The organism is Luteolibacter sp. LG18, from assembly GCF_036322585.1.
In the GTDB taxonomy this organism is placed as follows: domain Bacteria; phylum Verrucomicrobiota; class Verrucomicrobiia; order Verrucomicrobiales; family Akkermansiaceae; genus Luteolibacter.
Genome location: NZ_AP024600.1, coordinates 2938769 through 2950483 on the forward strand (window position 1 = coordinate 2938769; position 11715 = coordinate 2950483).

General features: G+C 64.8%; 15 protein-coding genes and 1 pseudogene. 3 read left to right on the forward strand and 13 right to left on the reverse strand.

Going from position 1 to position 11715, the window contains the following annotated elements; translation table 11 throughout:
- Positions 1-9: 9 nt before the first annotated feature.
- From llg_RS12100 to llg_RS12110, 3 genes are read right to left on the reverse strand one after another with little or no spacing between them, the layout of a single operon-like run.
- A complete protein-coding gene (locus tag llg_RS12100; RefSeq protein ID WP_338284927.1) occupies positions 10-468 on the reverse strand; it encodes a hypothetical protein in 459 nt (152 codons plus the stop codon).
- A 15-nt stretch (positions 469-483) separates the two neighbouring features.
- Entirely contained in the window at positions 484-891 is a 408-nt protein-coding gene (locus llg_RS12105) for a type II toxin-antitoxin system VapC family toxin (RefSeq protein WP_338284928.1), read from the reverse strand.
- Positions 888-1115 carry an AbrB/MazE/SpoVT family DNA-binding domain-containing protein gene (locus llg_RS12110; protein ID WP_338284929.1) on the reverse strand — a complete coding sequence of 76 codons (228 nt, stop codon included), beginning with the start codon at positions 1113-1115 and terminating at the stop codon, positions 888-890. The genes llg_RS12105 and llg_RS12110 overlap by 4 nt, the downstream gene beginning before the upstream one ends.
- 154 nt (positions 1116-1269) lie before the next feature.
- On the opposite strand from llg_RS12110, the gene llg_RS12115 reads away from it, so the two are divergent.
- Positions 1270-1590 (forward strand): hypothetical protein, encoded by a 321-nt coding sequence (locus tag llg_RS12115; protein WP_338284930.1) that lies wholly within the window; start codon positions 1270-1272, stop codon positions 1588-1590.
- A 27-nt stretch (positions 1591-1617) separates the two neighbouring features.
- Here the strand turns inward: llg_RS12115 and llg_RS12120 are convergent, their stop codons facing one another.
- The 4 genes and pseudogenes from llg_RS12120 to llg_RS12135 form a co-directional block, all read right to left on the reverse strand.
- Positions 1618-2343, reverse strand: coding sequence for a TIGR00266 family protein (locus llg_RS12120; RefSeq protein WP_338290182.1), 726 nt, complete (start codon positions 2341-2343; stop codon positions 1618-1620).
- A 177-nt stretch (positions 2344-2520) separates the two neighbouring features.
- Positions 2521-2610: pseudogene (locus llg_RS12125) on the reverse strand (hypothetical protein); the annotation flags it as partial.
- A gap of 137 nt (positions 2611-2747) precedes the next feature.
- Positions 2748-3389 carry a transposase gene (locus llg_RS12130; protein WP_338284931.1) on the reverse strand — a complete coding sequence of 214 codons (642 nt, stop codon included), beginning with the start codon at positions 3387-3389 and terminating at the stop codon, positions 2748-2750.
- 75 nt (positions 3390-3464) lie between these two features.
- Positions 3465-3887 (reverse strand): deoxycytidylate deaminase, encoded by a 423-nt coding sequence (locus llg_RS12135; protein WP_338284932.1) that lies wholly within the window; start codon positions 3885-3887, stop codon positions 3465-3467.
- Positions 3888-3965: 78 nt separating this feature from the next.
- On the opposite strand from llg_RS12135, the gene rarD reads away from it, so the two are divergent.
- Positions 3966-4850, forward strand: coding sequence for an EamA family transporter RarD (gene rarD / locus llg_RS12140; protein WP_338284933.1), 885 nt, complete (start codon positions 3966-3968; stop codon positions 4848-4850).
- Positions 4851-5110: 260 nt separating this feature from the next.
- Here the strand turns inward: rarD and llg_RS12145 are convergent, their stop codons facing one another.
- Entirely contained in the window at positions 5111-5803 is a 693-nt protein-coding gene (locus tag llg_RS12145; RefSeq protein ID WP_338284934.1) for a DUF6250 domain-containing protein, read from the reverse strand.
- Positions 5800-6156, reverse strand: coding sequence for a hypothetical protein (locus llg_RS12150; RefSeq protein WP_338284935.1), 357 nt, complete (start codon positions 6154-6156; stop codon positions 5800-5802). The genes llg_RS12145 and llg_RS12150 overlap by 4 nt, the downstream gene beginning before the upstream one ends.
- Positions 6157-6305: 149 nt before the next feature.
- Between llg_RS12150 and llg_RS12155 the strand changes: the two genes are divergently transcribed.
- Positions 6306-6617 (forward strand): hypothetical protein, encoded by a 312-nt coding sequence (locus llg_RS12155; RefSeq protein WP_338284936.1) that lies wholly within the window; start codon positions 6306-6308, stop codon positions 6615-6617.
- A gap of 9 nt (positions 6618-6626) precedes the next feature.
- On the opposite strand, the gene llg_RS12160 is transcribed toward llg_RS12155, so the two are convergent.
- The 4 genes from llg_RS12160 to ptsP form a co-directional block, all read right to left on the reverse strand.
- Entirely contained in the window at positions 6627-6959 is a 333-nt protein-coding gene (locus llg_RS12160; protein ID WP_338284937.1) for a hypothetical protein, read from the reverse strand.
- 254 nt (positions 6960-7213) lie between these two features.
- Positions 7214-7792 carry a dTMP kinase gene (gene tmk / locus llg_RS12165; protein WP_338284938.1) on the reverse strand — a complete coding sequence of 193 codons (579 nt, stop codon included), beginning with the start codon at positions 7790-7792 and terminating at the stop codon, positions 7214-7216.
- 5 nt (positions 7793-7797) lie between these two features.
- Positions 7798-9273, reverse strand: coding sequence for a carboxypeptidase M32 (locus tag llg_RS12170; RefSeq protein WP_338284939.1), 1476 nt, complete (start codon positions 9271-9273; stop codon positions 7798-7800).
- Positions 9274-9887: 614 nt separating this feature from the next.
- The gene (gene ptsP, locus llg_RS12175; RefSeq protein WP_338284940.1) at positions 9888-11660 is read right to left on the reverse strand and encodes a phosphoenolpyruvate--protein phosphotransferase; all 1773 of its coding nucleotides are present in this window, start codon (positions 11658-11660) and stop codon (positions 9888-9890) included.
- Positions 11661-11715: the final 55 nt, after the last annotated feature.

Consider the following 11715-nt stretch of genomic DNA (forward strand, 5'->3'; position numbering starts at 1 on the left):
TCCGGGGAATCACCCGTCCTGTGGCTTGTCCTGCAAGGTCTCCGCGATGTCGGCGAGGATCCGGACGATGTAGCGCACGCCGAGGGCTCCCAGGCACCAGAGGCTGACGGACCCCAGCGCCGACCACGCGACGGTGGCGAAGGGAACACCCGGAGTCATTGCCAGGTAGAGCTGGAACAGCGCGTTGCCAATGGCGAAGGCGATCACGTAGCGGGAAAGCCGGTCGATCCACATCCTCTCCGATGCATAGCGGGAGGGGGCCTTCGAAGGGATTTCGATCTTCGGAAACAACGTGGCCAGCGGCACCCAACCCTGGGATTGCGGGAGGTTTTCCGGGCGCGTTCCCCGGTCCGCCAGGGCCATCCACGGCCTGCGGTCGATCTCGCGGGGGAGCTGGGCTGCGATTTCCTCGCGGGAAAGCGGGCCGCGGAGGTCGCCGGAATCGGACTGGCGGATGTAGAATTTCATGTCGGGTGGGTGGTGCTACCGGAGGTTGGCAGGGGTGACGATGGTCAGATGCTTGAAATGCTTTCGCGAGAATCCGGCGTCCCGGGTCAGGAGGCGGTCCGCGTGATGGTGGGCATGGGCGGCGATCAGGAAGTCCGCCACGATCCGGCCGCGCTTGCCGCCGCTTTTCAGCCATGAGGTGAAGAGGGCTCCGGCGTGCAAGGCCGCGTCCCGTGAGCCGGGGACATGCTCCACCTGCCAATCTTCCAGGAGCTCGGGCAAGGAATCCCCGAGCACCGGATGCAGCTCCGCGATGACGAAGTCGCTGATCACCAGTCGCCCGTCGCGATGGGCCCTCTGGATCGCGGCCAAGGAGGCGTCCCGATGAACGGGATCGGCCATCACCACATCCAGGATCACCGAGCTATCGAGAGCGGTGATCATCGTTCGCGGATCTGATGGAGGTAATCATCCACGGAGGCGATCCCCGCGGGCAGTTTGCCCTTTCCGCTCCATTTCGCGAAGGGATCGGCATCCGCGCGTTTTTCCGCGACGAGCCGGCCATTCTCTTCATGGAAATCCAGCACCACTCCGGGAGCCAGGCCCAGGCGGTCACGCAGCGCCTTGGGAATCGTGACCTGCCCCTTCTCGGAGACCGTGGTTTTCATGGAGTCAAAGTAGGAATGTTTTCGGTAAAAGTAAAGAAATGGGGTGGGGCATCCGGTGGGGGGATCGTTGCAAAAAGTCGAATCCCACCCTCCGCACTTGCCCCGGTGATTTCTTTGTGTAAGCGTGATATAGGGCACAAAGCCCTTTATGGTCATGAAAGAGCTCCTGGACGCCTGGCGGTCGGTGGATCGCAACAAAATCGCGGTGCTGCTCAGCGTGATCCCCGGTCTGGGGCACCTCTACAAGCACCACTACCTGGACGGCCTGTCGATCCTCGTCATTGGCAATGCCATGATGATTTTCGTCGCCCTATGGCTGGCGATCGCCACCCTCGGCCTGTCTTTGATCCTGGTGCCCGCCATCTGGATGGCCGGGGTCGCCTATGCCGCCTACTACGCGGAGGACAAGCACGGCGCGCACCCGTACCTCCACGTGTGGGAAATGAAGCTGTCCGAGTTCTTCCACCGGCGGTGAAAGAACCCGGATTCCCGACGATCCCGATCAGTCGCCGAAGAGGTTGCCGAGTCCACCGAGCACCGAGCCTTCGCCCTTGCCTGACGCATACATGCCGGTGATGCGCTGGGCGAGGCGGGAGAAGGGCATGCTCTGGAGCCATACGGTGCCGTGACCCTGGAGGGTGGTGAGGAACAAGCCCTCGCCGCCGAACACCATCGACTTCAGGTTTCCGGCGCGCTGGATGTCATACTGGATGCCGCGGGTGAAGGCCACCAGGCAGCCGGTGTCCACCATCAGGCGCTCGCCCTTGAGTTCCTTCCGGATGACCGTGCCGCCGGCGTGGACGAAGGCCATGCCATCGCCCTGAAGGCGCTGGAGGATGAAGCCCTCGCCGCCGAAGAGGCCCGCGCCGAGCTTCTTGTTGAAGGCGATTCCGACCTGGGTGCCGAGCGCGGCGCAGAGGAAGGCATCCTTTTCACACAGCAGCTCACCGCCCACGGTGGAGAGGTCCACCGGGACCACCGTGCCTGGGTAGGGGGCGGCGAAGGTGACCTTCCGCTTGCCCGCGCCACGGTTGGTGAAGTGGGTCATGAAGATCGATTCGCCGGTGAGCGCGCGTTTGCCCACGGCCATCAGCTTGCCCATGAAGCCGCTGTCCGGCGTCGAGCCATCGCCCATCTTGGTTTCGAAGGCGATGCCGTCCTCCATGTAGTTCATGGCCCCGGCCTCGGCGATCACGGTTTCGTTCGGATCGAGTTCGATCTCGACCATCTGGATCGACTCGCCGTGGATCTCGTAATCGATCTCATGTGAGCGTTTGCCGTAGGCCGACGCGCCGCCCGGTGGCAGCGGCGGCGGGGCGACCGCGGCCTGGAACAGCTCCGGCAGGACCTTGCCCGCCGGTTCCCATCCGGCCATGCCCTGGGTCCACACCACGGTGGCGGCGGTGAGGGTGCCGGATTCGATGAGTTCGTTGAGATTCTCCTCCGAGGTGGAGGCGGTGCTGCCGGAGGCGGAGTGGTAGTGCCACGTTTTCATGATCGCGCCATGCTAGTGCGATCCGGCGGCGCGGCAATTGGGAGAATGCGGCGAAAATGGAATCGGCCCCCAAGGAGTAGGGACATTCCTGTCCCGCTCTTCCTCTTCTGCGTATCCAGAAACAGGGCGAGAAAGCCCTACTCTTTGAGGCGCTCCCTTCGATCCAGTTCCCTCCTGACGTGATCCGATTCGTGTAATAAGTATCGTCCAACGGGAAGGTGGGCCTTGATAGGATTTCGACGAATGTAGCGTGCGCAGTTCCAGAAATGTTCACCGTCCCGCACAAGGCGGTCGAAGTAGTTGGCCTGCCACAATTCTCCCGAGCGTTCCAAGGCGAGGTTGATCCGACGGGCTGAAACGCCTTTCCAGATCTTCAATAGATCGTCGAGCGATTCATTGGGACCCAATGAAACCAGTGCATGCGCGTGGTTGGGCATCACGACGAAAGTGTGCTGGAGGAAGCGTTCCCCGTCTTTGCCCAGCAGGACCTCGCGGACAATCGAGGAGGCGGATGAGTGTTCCAACAAACAGGAACCCTCTCCTGCATCCAACCAATGCTCGATGGCTTGGGAAAAGCGGTGGTGGTATTCCATTTCGTCCGCGTCCGACCACGGTCGGGGATGAAACTTCATCCAGATCGCCCGCTCTTCCTTCCACTTGGCGATTTTCGAGTGCGGAATCGAGTCCGCCTGACGGAACGTGAGGAAGTAAGTGGAGTGGTCTTGCTGCCAATGAGGGAGTTTGAGGCCGTATTTCGCGATGTCTTCGTCCGGCTTCAAGAAGTGCGGGGAGCCATCCATAGGGGGGCGTGATCTCGGATGAAGAACGGGACAGGAATGTCCCTACTCCTTGATTTACCCCAGCGGATAGTCAGTGACCTGCACCAGCTTGATGCCGTAAAGCTCGGCGATCAGCGGGGCATCGGAGGCATGGTAGGCCTCACGGTAATAGATCTCCTTGATGCCATAGGCGCACAGCGTCTGCATGCAGGCGGTGCAGGGCATCGTGGTGGTGGCCACGATCTTCGCCTCGCCGCGGCGGAACAGGCTGCACAGGTTGATCTCCGCGTGGAGCATGAACTTCTGCCGCGCCTCGCGGTCGTCCCAGAACCCCTCTGGCGCGTCGAACCCGGGGGCGAGGCCGTTGTAGGCGGTGCCGATCACGCGATTGTCGAAATCGAGCGCGGCGGCGCCGACCTTCCGGTAGGGGTCTTCCGAGCGCAGGCTGGCCACATGGGCCAGCGCCATGGCGTATTGCGGGATCGACAGGCGGGACACGCCTGAGAAATAGGGGGGAATCGGCGGTTCCGGAAATCGAAATTTGCCAGAACCGCTCCCGCGGCCTTTCCTCCCGGCGTGGACCGCACCCGCTCCGGAGTTTTCGCCGCCCTGATCGCGTTTTTCCTGTGGGGCGTGCTGCCGGTGTTCTGGAAACACCTGGCCTTCCTGCCGCCGGTCTCGATCGTGGCCCAGCGCACGCTCTGGTCGCTGCTGCTCCTGCTGCCGCTGGTGGTGTTTTCAAAGCAGAGGGGCGAGTTTTTCAACGGGCTGCGGCAACCACGGGCCTACGGCTGGCACGCGCTCTCCGGCCTGATGCTGTCGTCGAACTGGTTGCTCTACGTCTGGGCGACCCTCCACGACCACGTGATCGAGGTGGCGCTCGGCTATTACCTCAATCCGTTCCTGAACATGCTCTTCGGCACGCTCTGGTTCAGCGAGCGGCACAACCGCTGGCAGCTCGCCGCGATCGGGCTGGCGCTGGTCGGCCTGTGCCTCCAGATCCCGGCGGTGAATGGGTTCCCGTGGATCACGCTGATCATCGCGCTCACCTTCGCCCTCTACGCGGTGGTGAGGAAGGTCGCGCCGCTGGGTTCGTTGAGCGGCCTCACCTTGGAAACGCTGCTGCTGGCCCCGATCGCGCTGGGCTGGCTGGTGTGGCACTCGCCCTCCCTGCCGGAGTCCTTCGGCGGCACCTGGCCGCACGCGTGGCTGGTGATCGCCTCCGGGGCTGCCACCGCCACGCCGTTGTTCTTCTTCGGCTACGCCACCCGGACGATCCGGCTCACCACGCTGGGTGTGCTCCAGTTCCTCGCGCCGACGCTGCAATTCCTGATCGGCTGGCAGGTCTACCACGAACCGATGTCCCCGGTGCGGCTGGCCTCGTTCAGCTTCGTGTGGCTGGCGATCGCGGTGTATGCCCTCGATGCGTGGCGGGGGAATGCGGGCCGGGTGAAGGGGTGAGCGGGACTTCGATTGAGCCCTGAAGGGGCGGGATGAGACAGCCCAGGGCATCGCCCTGGGAATGGACGTGATAAGGTGCTGAGCCCTGAAAGGGCGGGATGAAAGGAGGGGCGGATCTTTGCTCCCAATCCTTCCGCCCTTACAGGGCTCATTTCCTTCCATGTCTCCACCCGGGCCGTTGGCCCGGGCTATCGCATTGCGCCCCGTTGGGGCTTTTCCCCACAGCTTGCAGTGCAAGCCAACGGTCGTGGTGACCCGAGTTAACGATTCCGCTGCTCGATCCTGAGATTCCGCACCAGCAGGTGGCTCTTCACCGTGCGCAGGGCGAACCAGCCGCGCTGCAGCGGCGCGGGGTCCTTGAACTGGAACACGCGCGCGCCATTGCTCCAGAACTCCGCCGTGCCGTCCCGCGCCACCAGGCGGAGATGGTAGGTCGTGTTGGCGGTGAGCAGAGGGGCTTTCAGGTCGTGCTCCGGCAGCAGCGGCCGCTCGGCGGAGCCATCGTAGCGGCGGAAGCGGGTGGTCGTGTTGTTGTTCCCGCCCATGCCCACGTAGTAGGTGAGCAGCGAGTTGTATTCGGGGAACTTCCCGCTGCGGCGGTGCTTGTCGGAAAACGGCGGCTCGTCGGCGGGTTCGCGCGGATCCTTGGCCATCCAGAACACGTTCACATCGGACACCCGGTCGGTGGGCCCGCCTTTCGAAACGACGGTGACGTCACAGGTGATCTCCACCGGGGCGGCGAGCGGCGCGCGATACCACACCGTGCAGCCACCCTCGTCGATGATCTCCAAGGCATCGCCGTGGACCGTGACGCTGCCACCGGACATCTGCTCGATGGCCCAGAGCGAGAGGTCGGTGGTGGGCTCGGGTTGGGTGACCGGTTTCGCCGGTTCTTCCTGGCCGTATCCCGCCGCAGTGAGGGCGAGGCCGATGCAAGCGGCGAGGCGATTCATTCGGCCTGTTCGTTGGAATGGGCCATGACGAGGGTACAAGGACGGGCATGGGTCATGACACCCACGAAAAAGATCACCAGCAAGCCGAGCAGGAGGTAGCCCGAGAGCACCGTCCAGCGGGTGGTCCAATCGTGGGTTTTTTCCTCCCAGCGGATGACGGTCGTGGCCCAGATCGCCGGAATCACGAGCAGCAGCAGCCCCCAGTTGCGGATGAAAACCGCCATGAAGTTCCATTCGATTTCCGTATCCGGATAGCCCCACGCCTTCATCGCCATGAACACGCCGACGATCCCGCCGAAGATCGCGAAGACCTGCATCAGCACGATCCGGGTTGCGGGATGGACGGCTCTCATGACGGGGTGGGAGACCCGGCCATTACCAGAATTCCCTCCGGCGTGCGATGGGGAAATGAGCCGGGTTGTCCACGTGACAATCCTCCGGCGTCTGGCGTATCCCGATGGCGGAGATCCTGATGAACACGTTTGATAAAATTTGTGCGGTGGTGAGCATTCCGATTGGTGGAGCGCTGATGATCCTCGGGGTGATCGGTATTTTCGCCGGTTCCTCGGCGAACTTCAACCTGCCGCCCATCCTCGGAGGCCTTCCGTTCCTCGTCGGCTGGGGAGCCTGTGTCATCGTCCTCCGCCATTGGAGGCAATCGGGTGGCGACGGAGGCGCGGGAAACCTCGGCTTCGCCAAGGACCTCTATCCTGAATACAGCTACCAAGCTTTTCTCGCCGAGCATCCGGACATGATCGGCCATCCCGCGGCGGATGGCGCGTTCAAGGCGTGGCTCCGCGCGCGGCTCGGGTGACGATGGAGATCACCAGACGCTGGTGAGGGTGCGGCTGAAGAAAACCACCAGCACGGCGAGCAATAGCAGACCGCTGGCCATGGACCAATGGGGTGTCCAGCGGCTATCCGGCTTCGCCTCCAGACGAATCGAGATCACCGCCCACGCCGTTGGCACCAGAAGCAGCAGGCCACCCACGTTCCGGATGGTGGTGTGCAGGAGGTCCGGTTGGTAGTCGTCATCGAAGCCCCCCACCTTCATGGCCATTCCGGTGCCGAATACGCCGACAAGCACCACGCCCATCTGAAGGATGGCGAGGAACACCGGAGGACGTGTGAAATGGTCACGGGTCAGGGCTTTCATCCATGGGCGGAGGTAGCAGAGCGCATTTCCGGCGGCGAGCCGGAAATGTCTGCGTCTCTTTTTGGAGTGCGGCGAGGCATCGCCGCTTTGAGCGCCGGAGAGTGATCGACGGGTGACGGGGTGGCCGCGGGATGGGAGTTTGATCCAGAGGAGAGGTCGCCTTGGAACGTGGGAGCGTGTGAGCGGAAGCAGGATTTCTTTCCGGCGATGGCTCGCCTCCGCTCAAAGCGGCGATCGCTCGCCGCACTCCACATTCAGACTGCTGGCACCGCGCGGCGGAGCTGTTCCTGCACGTCGTCCATCGACCGCGAGGCGTCGATGACCCGCACGAAGGGCTCGTTCTGGAGCGAGAGGAAGATCCCGCGGCAGCGCTCGAGGTCCTCGCGCTTTTCGAATTCGTTCGTTTCATCGCCGCGGCCGCCGATGCGGGCCAGCGCGGTGTCGGTGTCGAGATCGAGGATGAAGAGCAGGTCCGGCACCGGCGCGAAGGCCTCGTTGCGGCGGCGGATTTCCTGCGGATCGAAACCGATCGCGCCCTGGTAGGCCATGTTCGAGAAGTAGTAGCGGTCCAGGATCACCACCTTGCCCACCGCCAGGGAGGGCGCGATGACCTGGGCGACGTGCTCCTCGCGGTCGGCGAGGAACAGCGCCAGCTCCTCCTCCGCGGGCAGCCGCCCGGCGGTGAAGCTCTCCCGCAGTTTCATGCCGTGCGGGCCGCGGGTCGGCTCGAAATCGAGCACCACCTCGCGTCCCTGCTCCCGGAGCCATTCCGCCAGCCGCGCGGCCTGCGTCGATTTCCCGGTGCCGTCGATGCCTTCGATGACGATGAACATGGCGGTCAGATGGCGGCGGCGCAGTAGCGGGCGAAGAGGTGGGACAGGTGCGCGTCCGCGGACGGCGGCGCGCCGGTGGCCTTCTCGACGAGCACCGCCGGATCGTAGGTGCCGCCGTGGGCGTGGACGTGCTTCCGCAGCCAGCCGAGCAGCGGCTTGTACTCCGCCTTCGCCAGTCCGGCGGCCACGGCCGGATCGGCCGTGGCGGCGGCGAAAAGCTGGGCGGCGTTGAGGTTGCCGAGCGTGTAGGTGGAGAAGTAGCCGAGGCCGCCCATCGACCAATGGATGTCCTGGAGGCAGCCGTTGCGGTCGTCCGGCGGGGTCATGCCGAAGGATTCCTCGAAGGCCTCGTTCCACGCCGCCGGGATGTCCTTCACCGCCAGCTCGCCGGACATCATCCGGCGCTCCAGGCCGAAGCGCAGCAGGATGTGCAGGTCGTAGGTCGCTTCGTCCGCTTCCACGCGGATGAAGGACTTCTCGGCGCGGCGGATTGCGGCGAGGAAATCATCGAGGCTGAGCGCGCCGAGCTGCGGGAAGCACTCCACGGCATACGGGAACCAGCGCTCCCAGAACGCCTGCGAGCGGCCGACGTGGTTTTCCCACAGCCGCGATTGCGATTCATGGATGCCGAGCGAAACCGAGTCGCCGGACGGCAGGCCGACATCGCCCTCGGGCAGGCCCTGCTCGTAGAGCCCGTGGCCGGCCTCGTGCATCACGCCGAAGAGGGACGAGGTGAAGTCCTCCAAGTCGTAGCGGGTGGTGAGGCGCACGTCCTTCGGGCCGAGCGTGGTGCAGAACGGGTGGGTGGTGGTGTCGATCCGGCCGGCGTTGAAGTCGAAGCCGAGCGATTCCGCCACCGTGGCGTTGAACTTCATCTGCGCCTCGATCGGGTAGGGTCCCGCGGGCAGCTTCGCGCCGCGTGCCTCGGAGTTCGCCACCGCCAGCTTGCCGATGTTGATCAACTGCGGGCGTAGTACTTCGAACAGGGCGGAGATCTTCGCCGCGGTGCTGCCGCGCTCGTAGGTGTCCAGCAGCACGTCGTAGGGCTCGGACTCGTAGCCCCAGCGGTCCGCCTTCTCGCGGGCGATGTCCAGCAGCGTCTGGAGGTGCGGGGCGAAGGTGGCGAAATCGGAGGCCTGGCGGGCGGACGCCCACGCGTGCTTGCCCATCGAGGTCGCCTCGGATTCACGGGCCACGAGTTCCACCGGCAGCTTGGTGGCGCGGTCGAACTGGCGGCGCATCTCGCGCAGGTTCGCGGTGAGGGTCACGTCGCCACCCGCGTCGGACGCCTCGGCCTCCTCCAGCGCGCGCTTCCACTCGTCGGAGGTGGCCAGCGTGTGGGCCTTCGCCGTGAGCCAGGAAAGCTGGGCGGCGCGGTAGGGATGGGCGGAGTCCGGCAGGTAGGTCTCCTGGTCCCAGCCGAGCGTGGCGGCGGTGGAGTTGATCAGCGCGCGTTCGCGTGCGAGGTCGAAAAGTTTCACGCCGCAGCTTTCACGCAAAGCGGCGGAGGCGCAAAGGAAGAAGTTAGGGAAAGGGGGTGGTCACTGCTCACCACCCGTAGTGGTAATATCCCGCCAGCAGCAGTTTCTGTGTAGCCGCGCTCGGGAGAGCGTGGGCGGGGTGAGCTTACTCACGCCCATGCAGTTCCGGTCTTCCAGTTCGCAAGCCATGTGTCCGAGCCCGGAGGGCGACGCTCTGCAAGCCGGGGGTGCGGCAGCCCCCGGGATGGGACGGCGATGAGTTCCAAGCCCCGGTTAGGGGCGACGCAAACGCAGGCCGGACGACCATTCCAGATAGGAGTTCGCGTCCGACGTTCGAAGAGTTCCGGATTCATCCAAACCGCGGGAATGGTGGATCCGCTGGAAGAGCGCAGGCGGCGTCGTCCCTAACGGGACTTGGATCCTCTCTCGTCGGGGTCCGGTGGCTTGCGCCACCGGCTAGCAGAGCGTTGCCCTCCGGGCTTGGAGAGGGGCTGATGGAGGGCCGGGCGTGCGAGGGACGAGGGTGAATCCACCCCGCCCACGCTCTCCCGAGCGCGGCTACACGGATACCGCTGCTGCGGGAACCCGCGTGCCACGGGGAAATTCGGACACGCTCAATCCAACAGATTCCCGTAGTACTTCCGCGCCAGCGATAACGACAGGCCGAGGATCTCGTAGCTGTGCGCCTTCTTCAGCGCCTCGTCCGACATCGCGGCGCATTCGGCGTGACTGAGCGAGCGCACGGCCTGGCCGACGCGCGGGACCTGGTGCGGGCCGACGGAAAGTTCCTCCACGCCGAGGCCGATGAGCAGCGGGGTGAGGCGGATGTCACCGGCCATTTCACCGCAGACGCCGGTCCAGATACCGTGGTCGTTGCCGGCGTCGATGGTCTTCTTGATGAGCCGGATCACGGCCGGGTGGGTGGGCCGGTAGAGGTCCGCCACGTGCGGGTTCACGCGGTCCACCGCCACGGTGTACTGGATCAGGTCGTTGGTGCCGATCGAGAAGAAGTCGACTTCCGGCGCGAGCAGGTCGGCGCAGACGGCGGCGCTGGGCACCTCGATCATCACGCCCACCGGCAGCTCGTGGTTGAAGGGGATGTTCGCCTTGTCGAACTCGTCCATGCACTCGCGCAGGATGGTGCGGGCGCGCTTCACCTCGGACAGGCCGGAAACGAGTGGGAACATCACGGCGATCTTGCCATGGGCGCTGGCGCGCAGGATCGCGCGGAGCTGGTCCTTGAACATCGCGGGCCGCGAGAGCGAGACGCGGATGCCGCGCCAGCCCAGGAACGGGTTCGGCTCGGGATCGGTCAGCGGCTCCACCGGCAGCTTGTCGCCGCCGGCGTCCAGCGTGCGGACGATCACGGTGTGCGGGGAGAGTTCCTTCGCCAGCTTGGTGTAAACGTCCGCCTGCTGGGCCTCGTCCGGCATTTCCTCGCCATTGAGCAGCAGAAATTCGGTGCGGTAGAGGCCGATGCCCTTGGCACCGCTGCGTTTCACCAGCGGCAGTTCGTCGATGAGCTCGACGTTCGCGGAGAGGGTGATCGCGCGACCGTCGGTGGTGTCGGTGGCCGCGCCTTTCATCGCCTCCAGCGCGCTGCGGACCTTCGCCTTTTCGGCGCTGAGGGTCTCGTAGCGGGCCAGCGTTTCCGCGGTGGGATGGAGGATCAGCTTGCCGGCGTAGCCATCGAGGATGCCGGGCGTGAGCGTCTGGAGATCGATCACGGTGCCGTCCAGGCCGAGCACGGCGGGGATGCCGAGCGCGCGGGCGAGAATGGCGGTGTGGGAGTTCACGCTGCCCAGCTCCGCGGCGAAACCGAGGATGTGGCGGCGGTTCATCGCGGCCGTGTCGGACGGCGAGAAATCGTAGGCGACGAGGATGTGCTGGCCATCGGACGGAGCCACATGGCGGACCTCGGCTTCCTCGGCCTTGAAATTCCGCAGCACGCGCTGGCAGACATCCTCGATGTCCGCGGTGCGCTCGCGCAGGTAGGGGTCCGGGATGCGGCGCATCGCCTCCAGGAAGTTCTGCATCACGGCGTAGAACGCATACTCGGCGTTCTGGCAGCGCTCCGCGATGGCATCCGAAACACGGTCGACCACGGCGCGGTCTTCCAGCAGCATCTGGTGGGCCTCGAAGATGTCGCTTTCCTTGCCGCCGGAGAGGGATTCCAGGCGTTGCTGGAGCTCCGCGAGCTGGCGCTTCGTCACATCCAGCGCTTCGTGGAAACGCTCCTGTTCACGGGAGACATCGGCTTCCTCGATCTCGTACACTTCCGGCGCGGAAAACCCGCGGGCCATCACGTGCAGCGGACCGATGGCGATGCCCGGCGATGCGGGAATCCCCTGATAGATGACTTCCGGTTCAACTGCGGTCTCTGCCATGTTTCGGGCAGATCATGGAGCGGCCCGGGGAGGCGTGAAAGAAGAATCCACAAGG

Bases quoted from the DNA above. Each gene is read 5' to 3' on its own strand.
- ptsP (WP_338284940.1), bottom strand. From the start codon at position 11,660: ATGGCAGAGACCGCAGTTGAACCGGAAGTCATCTATCAGGGGATTCCC.
- llg_RS12150 (WP_338284935.1), bottom strand. From the start codon at position 6,156: ATGAGAGCCGTCCATCCCGCAACCCGGATCGTGCTGATGCAGGTCTTC.
- llg_RS12145 (WP_338284934.1), bottom strand. From the start codon at position 5,803: ATGAATCGCCTCGCCGCTTGCATCGGCCTCGCCCTCACTGCGGCGGGA.
- tmk (WP_338284938.1), bottom strand. From the start codon at position 7,792: ATGTTCATCGTCATCGAAGGCATCGACGGCACCGGGAAATCGACGCAG.
- llg_RS12115 (WP_338284930.1), top strand. From the start codon at position 1,270: ATGAAAGAGCTCCTGGACGCCTGGCGGTCGGTGGATCGCAACAAAATC.
- llg_RS12105 (WP_338284928.1), bottom strand. From the start codon at position 891: ATGATCACCGCTCTCGATAGCTCGGTGATCCTGGATGTGGTGATGGCC.
- llg_RS12160 (WP_338284937.1), bottom strand. From the start codon at position 6,959: ATGAAAGCCCTGACCCGTGACCATTTCACACGTCCTCCGGTGTTCCTC.
- llg_RS12100 (WP_338284927.1), bottom strand. From the start codon at position 468: ATGAAATTCTACATCCGCCAGTCCGATTCCGGCGACCTCCGCGGCCCG.
- llg_RS12120 (WP_338290182.1), bottom strand. From the start codon at position 2,343: ATGGTCGAGATCGAACTCGATCCGAACGAAACCGTGATCGCCGAGGCC.
- llg_RS12110 (WP_338284929.1), bottom strand. From the start codon at position 1,115: ATGAAAACCACGGTCTCCGAGAAGGGGCAGGTCACGATTCCCAAGGCG.